Here is a 13,945-nt window from a genome sequence, read left to right as displayed (position 1 = left end):
CTCAGCCGTCCACCTCGATCGCGAGCGCCGGGCAGAGCTGTGCCGCTTCCTTGGCCTGCGCCTGCAGTTCCGCGGGCGGGTTTTCCTGCAGCAGCACCACGATCCCGTCCTCGTCGCGCTGGTCGAACACCTCGGGCGCGACGAGCACGCACTGCCCGGCCCCGACACAGCGGGACTGGTCCACGACCACCTTCATTTCGCGGCTCCTTTCACCAGGTCACGGGGAGTTCGTGCACCCCGTAGACGACCATGTCGTGCTTGAACTTCAGCTCCTCCAGCGGCTTCGCCAGCCGGAGCGACGGAATCCGCCGGTAAAGCGTCCGGTAGGCCACCTGCAGTTCGACCCGCGCGAGCGGCTGGCCGAGGCATTGGTGCACGCCGTAGCCGAACGCGACGTGGTGGCGTGCCTTGCGGGTGACGTCGAGCTTGTCCGGCTCGGGGAACTGCGTCGCGTCGCGGTTGGCGATGTCGGTGGCCGCGACCATGCCCTCGCCCTCCCGCACGGTCTGCCCGCCGATCTCCAGGTCTTCGAGCGCGACGCGGCGGCGTCCGGAGTGGACGATCGTCAGGTAGCGCAGCAGCTCCTCGACCGCGTTGGCCAGCAAGGCGTCGTCGCCGTCTCGGACCGCGGCGAGCTGGTCCGGGTTCTCCAGCAGCGCGACCGTGCCGAGCGCGATCATGTTCGCCGTGGTCTCGTGCCCGGCGACCAGCAGCAGCTGCCCCATCGAAGCCGCTTCCCGGACGGTCATCGCGCCGGTGGCGACCTGACCGGTCGCGAGGCGGCTGAACACGTCGTCGGCCGGGTCGTCGATCTTCTTCTCCACCAGCCTCCCGAGGTAGTCGAGCAGTTCCTCGGCCGTGGCGAGCGACTGTTCCGCGGTCGCTTCCCGCGAGACCAGGATCTTGCTGCAGCGGTGGAAGAAATCGCGGTCCTCGTACGGCACGCCGAGCAGCTCGCAGATCACCAGCGAAGGCACCGGAAGCGCGAACGCCTGCACGAGGTCGGCGGGCTTCGGACCGGCCAGCATCTCGTCGAGCAGCTCGTCGACGATCTGCTGGATCCGCGGCCGCATCCGCTGGACCTTCTTCACCATGAAATCGCCGGTGAGCAGCCGTCGCTGGGCGGCGTGCTCCGGATCGTCCATGCCGATGAACGACTTGAACCGGCTGCGCCGCACCTTGAGCCCGGGCGTCTGCGACGGATAGCCGGCGCGGCCGGGATCGGCGCTCACCCGCGGGTCGGTGAGCATCGCGCGGACGTCTTCGTAGCGGGTGAACAGCCACGGTTCGCTGCCGTCCCAGATCCGCACGCGCGACACCGGTTCGTCGCGCAGCTTGCGGTCGAGGTCGGGCGGCGGGTCGAACGGGCAGCGCCCGCGCGACATCGGGAACTGCTCTACGGGCCGGGCGTCGGCCATCACAGCCTCCTGGAAAAGTCACCAAACGAGTGTTCGGATACTTACCGAACAGATGTTAGGCGATTTGGTGAACGATTGCCCAGACCCGGGGCTCAAGATCACCGGGATGGCCGTGGACGAGGATGGCAAACGGGAGAAACCGCCCGCGCCTCAAGCGAAAATGAGCGCCAGCAGCTCGTCGGCGAAGCTCACCACGGCGTCCTCGCCCGGCTGCCTCCCGGACGAATGGAACAGCGCGACGCGGCCGTGCGCGCCGACGAACGCGATCACCCCGGCCCGGTCGGCGGGCACCCGGAGCGCGGCCCCGGCCTCGGCGCAGCGGGCGAACGCGGCGCTGATCCGGTCGACGAAATCGATCGTCGGACCGTGCGGCCGGACGTCCGGCGAGGTGCGGCTCGACCCGTTGGCGGTCATCAGCCGGTAATGGCCGGGGTTGTCCATTGCGAACCGGCAGTACGCGTGCAGCAGAGCACGCAGCCTGCCCACCGCGTCGTCGGCGGGCACCTGGGATTCGGCGGCTTCCATCGCGAGCCGCAACCGGCCGAACTCGTGCTCGGCGAGTCCGGTGACGAGCGCGGCCCGGTCGCTGAAGTGCTGGTAGATGCTGGCCGGGGCGATGCCGACGGCGCGGGCGACGCCGCGGATGGTGAGCGCGTCCTCGCCGTCGAGTTCCGACAGGAGCCTGCTGGCCGCGGCGAGGATTTCCCCGCGCAGCCGCTCGCCCTCGCCCCAGCGGTTGCGCGTGCGGGCCTGGACTTCTTCGGACACTTGCCCATTGTTACCGCTCGCGCTGCCCCGCACCGCTCCGGCCCGCCGCGGATGTCGGTCGTTTCGTAGCCCGTCAGCCATCCGAGGTTCACCGGCTGGGCGCGGGCGGCCGATAGCGTTCGCCGGTGGACGATCAGGGGTGGCTGGACGACTTCCAGCGGCGGATTGACGAGATGCAGGCGAAAAGCGTTGCCCTGCAGGAAACCTTGAGCACCGCGGAGGGCCGCGCCAAGTCGGGCGACGGGCTGGTGTCGGTCGCGGTGACCCCGAACGGCGCGCTCAAGAACCTCGAGATCGACGACCGCGCCCTGCGGCACGGCGGCGCCCGGCTGACCGCGGCGATCATGGACGCCTACGGGAAGGCGCAACGCCAGGTGTCGCGCGACGTCATCGACGCGTTCGAGCCGATCGCCGGCGACAGCGAGATGATGAACGTGGTCAAGTCGTATCTGCCGGAGCCCGAGGAAGAGCCGGAACCTCCGGCCGAGCCGCCGCGGCCCGAACCGCCCGCCCGTTACGCGGGACCTCCGCCGGGCAGCACCACCCCGCCGGGCAGCGCGGCCTACGGACGCCCGATGCCGCCACCGGTCGGCGCGACGCACAGCCGTCCGCCGATGCCGCCTCCCGGCACCACCCCGCCGCCGCCCCCAGCCGCACCCGAACCGCCCCGGCCGACGTCCGGTCCGCACCGCAGGCGCGCCGCCGGCGAGGACGACGACGAGATGCAGCCGTGGTGACCGGATTGTCAACCCGTCGTTAGTGTTGGGAAATCACCAGTTGCCGGACCGTACGAATGGGGGGTCACAGACCGGGAGCTTCTGCCTACTTTGGGTTGAGCGCGCGCAAACCCGGCAAAACTCCCCGATCCCCCCAGGAGCTTTCTTATGTCCAGGAAGTTCGTGCTGTCCGGCGCGGTGGCGCTCGCGCTGGCCGCCGCCCCGCTTTCGGGTGCCGTGGCGGTCGCCGCTCCGGCTCCTTCCGCCGTCGCGTCCGCCACGGTCTACTACTCGACGTCCGGCGCACCGTCGTTCCGGGCCGCGATCAACGCGGGCGCGGCGAACTGGAACCGCGCGGTCACCAACGTGAAGCTGGTCGAGCGTTCGTCCGGGGCCACGCTGCGGTACGTCGAGGGCAACGACCCGCGCGGCTCGTACGCGCAGACCGACGGGCACGGCCACGGCACCATCTTCATCGACTACACCCAGGCCCGCCAATACGACAACACGAGGATCACCGCGCACGAGACCGGCCACGCGCTCGGCCTGCCGGACCACTACTCGGGCCCGTGCTCCGAACTGATGTCGGGCGGCGGCCCCGGCCCGTCCTGCCACAACGCCAACCCGAATTCCCAGGAAGCCTCCCGCGTGCAGCGGTTGTGGGCCAACGGGCTCAGCGCGGTCTCCGGACCGCAGCAGCGGATTTACGACCACTCGCCGGTCGGCTGACGCACAGCTGAGCGAGCGGCGGCCGGGCACGTCCCGGCCGCCGCTTCGCTGTCAAGGGCTCCGAGTCGGATAGCGCCGTTCGGGCCCGGGTTGAGGTCGGAATCCTCCTCTTTCCGCCGGGACCGGGAATCCCCGGACCCCGCCCGTGGTTGGCTTGCCTTCAGACGAAGGGGAGGCATTCATGGCGGAAATCGTTCTGGTTCACGGCGCTTGGAGCGACGGGTCGGCGTGGCTGGAGGTGATCCCCGCGCTGCACCGGCAAGGACACCGGGTCCGTGCCGCGCACCTGCCGATGACCTCACTCGCGGACGACATCGCCGAGGTTCGCCGGGAAGCCGCCGCCTTCGACGGGCCGGTCGTGCTGGCCGGCCATTCCTACGGCGGCGCGGTGATCTCCGGTGCGGCGAAGGACAATCCGCAGGTCAACGCCCTGGCTTACTTCGCGGCGTATGTCCCGGACGAAGCCGAGAACGTGCCCTCGCTGAACGGCAAGTTCCCGGACTCGCCCGGCAACGACGCGATGGTGTTCACCGAGGACGGCTGGTCCTTGCCCGACCCGGACCGCTTCCACTACGCCTTCGCCGCCGACGTGGCTCCCGAACGAGCCACCGCACTGGCCGCGGTGCAACGCCGTGCGCGTGCCGAGTGCTTCGCCGTGCCCGCGGGTCCTGGCGCCTGGCACGACCTGCCGACCGCTTACGCAGTGTCCACAGAGGACCGAATCCTCAACCCGGATCTGCAACGCTGGCTCGCTGAGCGGGCTGGGGCGGACTGTGTCGAGTTGGCGGCCAGTCACTATTCGCTGTGGTCCCAACCGGACGCGGTGGCGACGGTGATCGACAAGGTGGCGGCGCGCGGCAAGTAGCGGCTACTCGCCCGCCGCGGCCGCGAGCACCGCGAAATCGGCTGCCCGCATCGGTCGCGCGTGCGCGGGACGCGGAGTGCTCGGCTCCCTGACCACGGTGACCGGCACCGTGGTCAGGCCGAGCCGCAGTGCGACGGCGATCCGGTGATTGCCGTCGAGCGTGCCGAAGTCTTCGCAAAATCCGAGCCGCAACGGCGTCCGGATTCCGTTCCGCGCGATGTCCTCGGCGAGCGCATCGAGGTGGCTCGGAGTGTCCACCAGTGCGGATCCCACCGTTTCGCGATCCACCGCGCGGTACCGGACCACAAGCGGGACAGGCAGTTCAACCGGCATCCGCCCATCCTGGCACGGCGGAAAATCAGTTGCCCAGTCCCGGCCGGACAGCCGAGTATTCCGGTCATGACCACCGAACCCGCCCGTCGTTGCCCGTCCCGCTGTCTCGCCGCGCGCGGCAAGCAGCAGACGGCGCAGGAAGGGACCCGCCAGGCAGTGCGATGAGCGCCGCGCTCGTCGCGGGGCTCGTCGCCGGGTACGGGATCGCCATGCCGGTCGGCGCGATCGGCGTCTACCTGGTCGAACTCACCGCGCGCACGTCGTGGCGGGTCGGGGCGGCCGCGGCGATGGGCGTGGCTACCGCGGACGGCGTCTACGCCGTTCTCGCCACCACCGGCGGAGCCGCGCTGGCCCCGCTGCTCGCCCCGATCACCACTCCCCTGCGCCTGACCTCCGCCGTCGCGTTGTTCCTGCTCGCCGCGTGGACCGCGGTCCGGGCGATCCGGCGTTATCGATCCCCGGAAACTCCTTTGCTGGCACCGGAACCGCATCCGCTGCGGGCGTACGCGACGCTGCTCGGCCTGACCCTGCTGAACCCGTCCACCATCATCTACTTCACCGCGCTCGTCCTCGGCGACCGACCGGCCAACGGCACCGTGTTCGCGGCCGCCGCGTTCGCCGCTTCGGCCAGCTGGCAACTGGTGCTGGCCGTCGGCGGAGCGTTGCTCGGACGCGGCCTCACCGGTCCGCGCGGACGGCTCGGCACCGCTTTGCTGTCCAGCGCGGTAATCCTCGTGCTGGCGGTGCGGCTCCTCTAGGAAACGACCGTGCTTTCCCTTACCTCCAGGGAAAACGGGGGCTGCACCGAGCGCGGCGCGGCGCTCTCCGTACCGGCGAGGCGGCTGTCGATCAGGTCGATCGCGGCCTCGGCGATAGCCGCCTTGTCCGGCGAGATCGTGGTGAGCGCGGGCAGACTGAACGCGCTCTCCTCGGTGTTGTCGAAGCCGACGATCGCGATGTCCTCGGGGACCCGAAGCCCGTGTTCCGCCGCCGAGCGCAAGGCGCCGACGGCCAGCAGGTCGTTGAAGCAGAACACCGCGTCCGGCGGTTCTTCCTGTGCCAGCAACCGTTTCATCGCCGCCGCTCCCTCGGCGCGGTGGTACTTCGCCACCGGTTCCACCAGGGAATCCGCCGACCGCAACCCAGCGTCCGCCAACGCGGCCCGGTAGCCGGCGAGCCGCAGCGACGACGTCCCGCGCTGGGGGTTCGCGCCGATCGCCGCGATCCGTCGGCGGCCGAGCGACACCAGGTGCGACACCGCGACGTGCGCGGCCCGCACGTTGTCGATCGCCACCCGGTCCAGCGCGACGTCCACCGCGTGCTCGCCCAGCAGCACCAGCGGGATTTTCCCTTCCGAGTCAGGGAAATCGTCCGCTTCGAGCGCTTCGGGATGCACCAGTGCGCCGTCGACCAGATGCGGGCCCAATGAGTCCACAGTGGCCCGTTCCCGGTCGCGCGTCCCTTGCGTCTGCTCGATCAGCACGCTCCACCCGCGGCGCTGCGCGGCGGTGATCACCAGGCCGGCCATTTCGCCGAAGTACGGGATGCTCAGCTCCGGCACCATCAACGCCAGGAACCCGGTCCGCCCGCGGCGCAGGTTGCGCGCGCCGACGTTCGGCCGGTACCCGGTCGCGGCCAGTGCCTCTTCGACGCGCCGCCGGTTCTCGGGCTTCACGAACGCGTAGCCGTTCACCACGTTCGACACGGTTTTCACCGAAACGCCCGCCAGCGTCGCGACGTCCTTCAGGGTCACGGCCACGCTGACTCCTCATCTCGTTCGCCCAGAGCCCATCACGAGCCCGCGAAGCTCTCCGCACCAGCCCCGACGACCACGTAGTGTAGCGACGTTTTGCCTGTTTACAACGTTGTTCCAACGATGTAAAAATAGCCGGAGCTCAGCGGGGTGACGGTCGTCACTCCGCCGAGCGGGTTGCCCCAGTCGTCGGCTGCGAGGAGTCCGCCGTGTCCCCGTCCGTCCCTGCCCGCTTCGCCCTCGTCGCCGGGGCCGCCACGGCACTCGTGCTCGCCGGCTGCACCAGCCGCGAGGAAACCCCGGCCGCGCAAAGCAATGGCTCCGGCCCCGCCGCCTCGGCCGCGTCCGCCGCGCCGACCGCCGACGGCTGCACCCTCGACAAGACCGGCTACCCGAAACTCGACCCGAAGACCGCGATCGTCGGCTTCTCCCAGTCGGAGAAGGAGGCGAACCCGTTCCGGATCGCCGAGACGCAGTCCATCCGCACCGAGGCGGGCAAGCTCGGCATCCCGGCCGACCACCTGCTCACCACGAACGCGCAGAGTGACCTCAACAAGCAGATCTCGGACATCAAATCGCTGCTGGACCGGGGCGCGCAGCTGCTCATCGTGGCCCCGCTGAACTCCGACGGCCTGCAGCCCGCGCTCGACGCGGCGAAGGCGAAGAAGGTCCCGGTCGTCACCATCGACCGGCAGGTCACGTCGAAGCCGTGCACCGACTACCTCACCTTCATCGGCTCCAACTTCATCGAACAGGGCCACCGCGCGGCCGCCGCGCTGGCGAAGTCCACCGGCGGCAACGGCAAGGTCGCGATCCTGCTCGGCTCCTCGGGCAACAACGTGACCACCGACCGCACCAAGGGCTTCAAGGACGAGCTGGCGAAGACGCCCGGCCTCACCGTGGTCGCGGAGCAGACCGGCGAGTTCGACCGGTCCAAGGGCCAGTCGGTGATGGAACAGCTGATCCAGAGCCATCCGGACCTCACCGCGGTGTACGCGGAGAACGACGAGATGGGCATCGGCGCGGTCAACGCGCTCAAGACCGCGGGCAAGAACCCCGGCAAGGACGTGAAGGTCGTGTCCGTGGACGGCACCCGCAACGCGGTGCAGCTGATCGTCGACGGCAGCTACAACGCGGTCATCGAATCGAACCCGCGCTTCGGGCAGCTGGCGTTCCAGACGCTGCAGCAGTTCGAGGACGGCAAGCCGATCCCGCCGAGCATCGTCATCACCGACGACTCCTACGACGAATCGAACGCGGCCCAGAAGGTCGGGAACGCGTACTGATGACGAGCACGGCCGACACCCAGGTGGCGACCATGACCGCACCGGTGCTCGAGGTGACCGGGGTGACCAAACGGTTCCCCGGCACCGTGGCCCTCGACAACGTCTCCTTCAGCCTGCGCCGCGGCGAAGTCCACGCGCTGGTCGGGGAAAACGGCGCGGGCAAGTCCACTTTGATCAAGGTCCTCACCGGCGTGTACCGGCCGGACGAGGGACAGGTGCGCCACCTCGGCGAACCGGTCGAGTTCCGCAGGCCGATCGACGCGCAGCGCGCCGGGATCTCCACCATCTACCAGGAGGTGAACCTCGTCCCGCTGATGAGCGTGGCGAGCAACGTCTTCCTCGGCCGGGAACCGCGCACCCGCACCGGATTGATCGACTGGTCCGCGATGAACGAGCAGGCCCGCGAACTGCTCAGCGGGTACGGAATCGACACCGACGTACGACGTCCGCTGCACACGCTCGCCGTCGGAGCGCAGCAGATGGTCGCGCTGGCTCGTGCGGTGTCCACAAAGGCCGGTGTGATCGTAATGGACGAGCCGACGTCGTCGCTCGAACCGCGCGAAGTGGACACCCTGTTCGAGGTGCTGGCGAGGTTGCACGCAGACGACATCTCGGTGCTTTATGTGAGCCACCGGATGGACGAGCTGTACCGGGTTTGCGACAGCGTCACGGTGTTGCGCGACGGCCGCGTTGTCCACAGTGGACCACTTAAGCCGTTGCCGCGCATCGAACTGGTGTCGATGATGCTCGGCCGGGAGATCCGGCAGATCCGTGCTGAGGGCGTCACCGCGTTCGGCGAGGAGCATCATGCGGAGAAGGAACCGTTGCTGCAGGCCTCGAATCTGTCCGGCGGCAACAAACTGCACGACGTTTCGGTGAGCGTGCGGCCGGGCGAGGTCGTCGGCCTGGCCGGGCTGCTCGGGTCCGGTCGGAGCGAGACCGCGCGGGCTGTCGTCGGGGCGTTCCCGCTCGACGGCGGTACTGTGCTGCTGGCCGGGAAACCGTTGAAACGCGGGAAGATCTCCGCGGCGATGCGGGCCGGGATCGCGCTGCTGGCGGAGGACCGCAAGGCGGACGGGATCATTCCGAACCTGTCCGTGCGAGAGAACATCGTGCTCGCCGCGTTGCCGCGACTGTCCACTTTCGGCTTTGTCAGCCGGTCCAAACAGGACCGGGTGGTGAAGACGTTCATGGAACGGTTGCGGATCAAGGCATCCAGTCCGGAGCAGAAGGTGTCCGAGCTGTCCGGCGGAAACCAGCAGAAGGTCTTGCTGGCGCGCTGGCTCGCCACCGGACCGAAAGTGCTGCTGCTGGACGAGCCCACGCGCGGCATCGATGTCGGAGCGAAGGCCGAGGTGCAGGCGCTCATCGACGAACTGGCGCAGGACGGGCTCGGTGTGCTGCTGATTTCGTCCGAACTGGAAGAGATTCTCGACGGCGCGGACCGGGTGGTCGTCCTGCGCGACGGCAGCGTCGCCACCGAACTGGCCGGCGACGCGGTCACCGAAGACAACGTGCTGGCGGCGATAGCTGCAGGGGGTGACAACGATGTCGACCGCGACACTGACGAGACCTGACCGCGCCCGCGTCACAAGCTGGCTGCAGAACTACGGCGTGTACCTGGCCGTGGTCGTGCTGCTGCTGTTCAACATCGCGTTCACGCAGAACTTCCTCTCCGCGGCCAACTTCCGCACGCAGTTGGTGCAGGCCGCGCCGGTGTGCATCGTCGCGCTCGGCATGGCGCTGGTGATCGGCACCGAGGGCATCGACCTGTCGGTGGGCTCGGTGATGTCGGTCGCCGCGGCGCTCGTCCCGCTGTATCTCGGGGCCGGGCCGGTGATGGTGATCGTGGTCGCGCTGATCGCCGGGGTCGCCTCGGGGCTGTTCAGCGGATTCCTGGTGGCCCAGTTGGGCATTCAGCCGATCATCGCGACCCTGGCCTTGCTCGTCGGCGGTCGAGGGCTGGCGCTCGTGATCGCGCACGGACAGCTGGTGCAGCTGCACAACCCGGACTTCCTCGCGCTCGGCACCGGCGACGTGCTCGGCGTGCCGATCATGGTCCTGGTGGCCGCTGTCCTCTCAGTACTGGCCGGATTGCTGTTGCGGCGCACCACTTTCGGCCGACACCTAGTCGCGGTCGGCGGGAACCGTCCCGCTGCGACACTCGCCGGACTGCCGGTGAAACGCGTCCTGATCGGCGTGTACGCCATGTCCGGCGCACTGGCGGCGATCGCGGGCGTGTTGTCCACCGCACGGCTCGCCGCGAGCGATCCCAACGACCTCGGACTGTTGATGGAACTGTCCGCGATCACCGCGGTGGTGGTCGGCGGAACTCCGCTCACCGGCGGCCGCGTACGCGTGCTCGGCACGGTGTTCGGCGCGCTGCTCATGCAACTGGTGCACGCGACGCTGATCAAGCACAACCTGCCCGATTCCGCCGCGCAAATGGTGCAGGCCGCCATCATCGTCGCCGCGGTGTACGTCGCCCGGGAACGGAGCACGCGATGATCGCGACCACCGCCGCCCCGCCGTCGGAACGCGGCGCGGCGTTCGCGGCAGTCCTGCAACGCCAAGGCGCGGCCGTAGTGCTGGTGCTCGGCGTGGCTGCCGCGTGGTTTGCCTTCCCGCGCTTCGGATCCGCCGACAACCTGCGCGACCTCGCGTTGCAAAGTTCTTTCCTGGCAGTGATCGCGCTGGGCATGACGTTCGTGATCATTTCCGGCGGGATCGATCTGTCCGTCGGCTCGGTGTACGCGCTCGGCGGCGTGCTGGCCGCCTACGGTTCCCAATACGGCCTGGTCGTGGCGATCCTGCTGCCATTAGTCGTTTGCGGACTGATCGGGTTCGTCAACGGGCTTCTCATCGCTCGCACGAAGATGGCGCCGTTCATCGTCACGCTCGCCTCGCTGTTGTTCGCTCGCGGACTCCTGCTGGCATTGACCAACGAGGGCGCGACGACGTACAAAGTAGAGCCAGGTTCGGCGTTGCTCTGGCTGGGACAGGGCAAGATCTTCGGCATCGGCGTACCGGTGTATCTCGCTCTCGTCCTTTTCGGACTCGGCGGCCTGCTGCTGCGCCGGACCCGGTTCGGCCAGTCGATTTTCGCACTCGGCGGCTCGGAACAGTCCGCGCTGCTGATGGGTCTTCCGGTGGCCCGCACCAAAATCACCCTCTACACGCTCAGCGGCACACTCGCCGGATTCGCCGGCGTGCTCACCGCGGCGTACCTGCAATCAGGCGTCACCGTGCTCGGCGTCGGCACGGAACTGGACGCGATTTCCGTCGTGGTCATCGGCGGAACGCTGCTCACCGGCGGCGCGGGAACCGTCATCGGCACGCTCGTCGGCGTGCTGCTGAAGACGCTGATCCAGAACGTCATCAACCAGGTCGGCACCCTCGATTCCAACTACCAGACGGTGGTCAGCGGCGCGTTCCTGCTGGTCGTCGTCGTGATCCAGCGACTGCTGGCCCGCTCCCGCCGATCCTGATCCGCGCAGTCCCCCTTCGCAGGAGATCCACCTGTTAGTAGGAGGTTCGACGATGGTCCGTCCTGCCCGCAGACCCGGCCGTTTGGCCACGGCGGCCGCCGCGCTCGCCGTGGCCGTGTCCGGGTTGTCGAGTGTCCCCGCCGCCGCGGCCGATCCGCCGCAGTGGCACCGCCTCACCCCTCCCCTGACCACCCCGTGGACCGGCCAGGTCTCGCCGGACAACGCCCTTCCCGAATACCCGCGGCCGCAAATGACCCGCGACAACTGGCAAAACCTCAACGGCGTCTGGGAATTCTCCGCCGCCAAACCGGGCGATTCCCCGCCGATCAAACGCAGTCTCGACGAACGCATCCTCGTGCCGTATCCGGTCGAATCGGCGTTGTCGGGAATCATGCGGCACGAAACGTCGATGTGGTACCGGCGGACGTTCCAGGTGCCGAAGAACTGGCACGTCGGCGGCCGGGGCGAGCGCCTGATCCTGCACTTCCAGGCGGTCGACTACGACACCACAGTGTGGGTCAACGGCCATCAGGTCGCCCGCCACACCGGCGGGTACGACGCGTTTTCCGCGGACGTCACCAACGCGTTGACCACCGGGAAAGACCAGGAAGTCGTCGTCGGCGTGACAGACCCCAACGACGCGGGCGGACAACCGCTCGGCAAACAGCGCAAACCCGGCGACGGAATCTTCTACACCCCGACGTCCGGCATCTGGCAGACCGTCTGGATGGAACCGGTGACCCCGGCCTACATCTCGCGAGTGGACACCACGCCGGACGTCGCCAGCGGCTCGGTCACCGTCAACGCCGTGGTGGGCGGACCGACGAAGCAACGCGTGCAAGCCATCGCCTACGACCACGGCCGCGTCGTCGGCTTCGCGTCCGGACCTGCGAATACCCCGTTGAAGCTCAAGGTGAACAAACCACATCTGTGGACGCCGGACGACCCGTTCCTGTACGACCTGCGAGTCTCGCTGACCTCCGGGGACAGTGTCGGCTCGTACTTCGGTCTCCGGTCGGTTTCCATCGGGAAGACCGCCGACGGCAAGCAACGGATGTTGCTCAACGGCAAGTTCGTGATGCAACTCGGCCCGCTGGACCAGGGTTTCTGGCCGGACGGCATCTACACCGCGCCCACCGACGCGGCGCTGAAGTTCGACCTGGAGCAGGAAAAGGCGCTCGGCTTCAACATGGTGCGCAAGCACATCAAGGTCGAGCCTGATCGCTGGTACTACTACGCGGACAAGCTCGGGCTCCTCGTGTGGCAGGACATGCCCGCGATGAAGGACGACATCGAGCCGACGCCCGCATCGCAGGCGAACTTCGAATCCGAGCTGCACCGGATGATCGACCAGCACCGCAGTTTCCCGTCGATCGTCACGTGGGTCCCGTTCAACGAAGGCTGGGGCGACTACGCCGTCGGCCGGATCGCCGACCAGGTCAAGGCCTGGGACCCGACGCGGCTCGTGGACGCGGAGTCCGGCGTCAACTGCTGCCGTTCCGAACCGGACAGCGGCCGCGGCGACATCTACGACGACCACACCTACACCGGTCCCGGAACCCCCGTGCCAGACGCCACCCGCGCCGCGGTCGACGGCGAATACGGCGGCCTGGGCCTGAAGGTCGACGGACACCAGTTCGACCCGGCCGGCAGTTTCGCGTACGAGATGGAACCGGACAGCGCCACGCTCACGCGCCGCTACGCCGAACTCCAGCAACGCTTGCTGCTCGCCGGACGGCAATGCGGCGTGTCGGCAGGCGTGTACACGCAGACCACCGACGTGGAGAAGGAGGTCAACGGCTTCTTCACCTACGACCGTCAGGTGAAGAAGATGGACTTCGCCGCCGTCCGGGCCGCGAACCTGTCGGTGATCAACGGCGTCGACGGCTCACCGCAACAAGGTCCGGTGATCCCGCCAGGCACCCCAGGCATCGACGGAATCGCCGCGTATCCGTTCGACGAGAACAGCGGCACCACGGCAGCGGACACCGTGGGCCAGCACGACGCCACGCTCGTCGGCGGCGCTTCCTGGACCGCGGGACACAGCGGTTCGGCACTGGCGGTGAACGGCTCCGGCCAGTACGCGGACACCGGGGCACCGCTGGTGAAGACCGACCTGAGCTACAGCGTCGCCGCGTGGGTCAAGTTCAATGCGGTCGGCGACGGTTTCCAGACCGTGGTGAGCCAGGACGGGAACGACCACAGTGCGTTCTTCCTGCAGTACTCCGGCGCGGACCACAAGCTGGCGTTCAGCTTCGTGGGCACGCGGGCACTCGCCCCGCTCACCCCGGAAGCCGGCCGCTGGTACCACCTGGTCGGGGTTCGGGATGCCGCTACCGGACAGCTCGCGCTGTACGTGGACGGGCAGCTGGCGGCGTCGAAGAGCGTCTGCCTAGGCGAGGCGTCGACCGGCCACACCGTGATCGGCCGCGGCAAGTACGGCGGCAACCCGGTCGACTTCCTCAACGGGGCGGTGGACCAGGTGCATCTGTACGACCGGGCGTTGTCGGCTGCGGAGGTGGCGAAGCTGTACGCGTCCTGATGTCCGTGAAGGACTCCTTGAGGGAATCTGATTCCCTCAAGGAGTCC

The 13,945-nt window shown here is 68.6% G+C and carries 14 protein-coding genes; 9 read left to right on the top strand and 5 right to left on the bottom strand.

Annotated features, from left to right (window positions below):
- Position 1 precedes the first annotated feature (1 nt).
- From EIZ45_RS12940 to EIZ45_RS12930, 3 genes are all read right to left on the bottom strand, one after another.
- Positions 2-196, bottom strand: coding sequence for a ferredoxin (locus tag EIZ45_RS12940; RefSeq protein WP_037818343.1), 195 nt, complete (start codon positions 194-196; stop codon positions 2-4).
- 13 nt (positions 197-209) lie between these two features.
- Positions 210-1,418, bottom strand: coding sequence for a cytochrome P450 (locus EIZ45_RS12935; protein ID WP_134663366.1), 1,209 nt, complete (start codon positions 1,416-1,418; stop codon positions 210-212).
- A gap of 150 nt (positions 1,419-1,568) precedes the next feature.
- Complete coding sequence (locus EIZ45_RS12930; RefSeq protein WP_106961553.1) at positions 1,569-2,186, bottom strand: TetR/AcrR family transcriptional regulator; 618 nt, start codon at positions 2,184-2,186, stop codon at positions 1,569-1,571.
- A gap of 125 nt (positions 2,187-2,311) precedes the next feature.
- Here EIZ45_RS12930 and EIZ45_RS47510 point away from each other — a divergent pair, with 125 nt between their 5' ends.
- The 3 genes from EIZ45_RS47510 to EIZ45_RS12915 all read left to right on the top strand — a co-directional run bounded on the left by EIZ45_RS47510 (position 2,312) and on the right by EIZ45_RS12915 (position 4,496).
- Complete coding sequence (locus EIZ45_RS47510; protein WP_134663367.1) at positions 2,312-2,923, top strand: YbaB/EbfC family nucleoid-associated protein; 612 nt, start codon at positions 2,312-2,314, stop codon at positions 2,921-2,923.
- 147 nt (positions 2,924-3,070) lie between these two features.
- Positions 3,071-3,631 (top strand): snapalysin family zinc-dependent metalloprotease, encoded by a 561-nt coding sequence (locus EIZ45_RS12920; protein ID WP_037818340.1) that lies wholly within the window; start codon positions 3,071-3,073, stop codon positions 3,629-3,631.
- 181 nt (positions 3,632-3,812) lie between these two features.
- A complete protein-coding gene (locus EIZ45_RS12915) occupies positions 3,813-4,496 on the top strand; it encodes an alpha/beta fold hydrolase (RefSeq protein WP_134663368.1) in 684 nt (227 codons plus the stop codon).
- A 3-nt stretch (positions 4,497-4,499) separates the two neighbouring features.
- On the opposite strand, the gene EIZ45_RS12910 is transcribed toward EIZ45_RS12915, so the two are convergent.
- On the bottom strand, positions 4,500-4,829 hold the full coding sequence (locus EIZ45_RS12910) for a ParB N-terminal domain-containing protein (RefSeq protein WP_134663369.1): 330 nt from the start codon (positions 4,827-4,829) through the stop codon (positions 4,500-4,502).
- 161 nt (positions 4,830-4,990) lie between these two features.
- Between EIZ45_RS12910 and EIZ45_RS12905 the strand changes: the two genes are divergently transcribed.
- Complete coding sequence (locus EIZ45_RS12905; protein WP_134663370.1) at positions 4,991-5,587, top strand: LysE family transporter; 597 nt, start codon at positions 4,991-4,993, stop codon at positions 5,585-5,587.
- Here EIZ45_RS12905 and EIZ45_RS12900 read toward each other — a convergent pair.
- Positions 5,584-6,588 (bottom strand): LacI family DNA-binding transcriptional regulator, encoded by a 1,005-nt coding sequence (locus EIZ45_RS12900; RefSeq protein ID WP_037818336.1) that lies wholly within the window; start codon positions 6,586-6,588, stop codon positions 5,584-5,586. The genes EIZ45_RS12905 and EIZ45_RS12900 overlap by 4 nt on opposite strands.
- Before the next feature lie 203 nt (positions 6,589-6,791).
- On the opposite strand from EIZ45_RS12900, the gene EIZ45_RS12895 reads away from it, so the two are divergent.
- The 5 genes from EIZ45_RS12895 to EIZ45_RS12875 are packed head-to-tail and all read left to right on the top strand — an operon-like array spanning position 6,792 to position 13,898.
- Positions 6,792-7,868: an ABC transporter substrate-binding protein gene (locus EIZ45_RS12895; RefSeq protein WP_043839564.1), complete on the top strand. Its 1,077-nt coding sequence runs from the start codon at positions 6,792-6,794 to the stop codon at positions 7,866-7,868.
- Positions 7,868-9,445, top strand: a complete 1,578-nt coding sequence (locus EIZ45_RS12890) for a sugar ABC transporter ATP-binding protein (RefSeq protein WP_134663371.1) — start codon at positions 7,868-7,870, stop codon at positions 9,443-9,445. The genes EIZ45_RS12895 and EIZ45_RS12890 overlap by 1 nt, the downstream gene beginning before the upstream one ends.
- Positions 9,417-10,376 (top strand): ABC transporter permease, encoded by a 960-nt coding sequence (locus EIZ45_RS12885; protein ID WP_134663372.1) that lies wholly within the window; start codon positions 9,417-9,419, stop codon positions 10,374-10,376. The genes EIZ45_RS12890 and EIZ45_RS12885 overlap by 29 nt, the downstream gene beginning before the upstream one ends.
- On the top strand, positions 10,373-11,356 hold the full coding sequence (locus EIZ45_RS12880) for an ABC transporter permease (protein ID WP_134663373.1): 984 nt from the start codon (positions 10,373-10,375) through the stop codon (positions 11,354-11,356). Before EIZ45_RS12885 ends, EIZ45_RS12880 begins: the two co-directional genes overlap by 4 nt.
- Positions 11,357-11,408: 52 nt before the next feature.
- On the top strand, positions 11,409-13,898 hold the full coding sequence (locus tag EIZ45_RS12875) for a LamG-like jellyroll fold domain-containing protein (protein ID WP_134663374.1): 2,490 nt from the start codon (positions 11,409-11,411) through the stop codon (positions 13,896-13,898).
- The last annotated feature ends 47 nt before the right edge of the window (positions 13,899-13,945 follow it).

The sequence above is a fragment of the Amycolatopsis sp. CFH S0740 genome (assembly GCF_004522315.1).
Classification (GTDB): domain Bacteria; phylum Actinomycetota; class Actinomycetes; order Mycobacteriales; family Pseudonocardiaceae; genus Amycolatopsis; species Amycolatopsis nivea.
The sequence above is the reverse complement of the archived record's forward strand: the minus strand, read 5'-3'. Positions and strand labels throughout refer to the sequence as shown.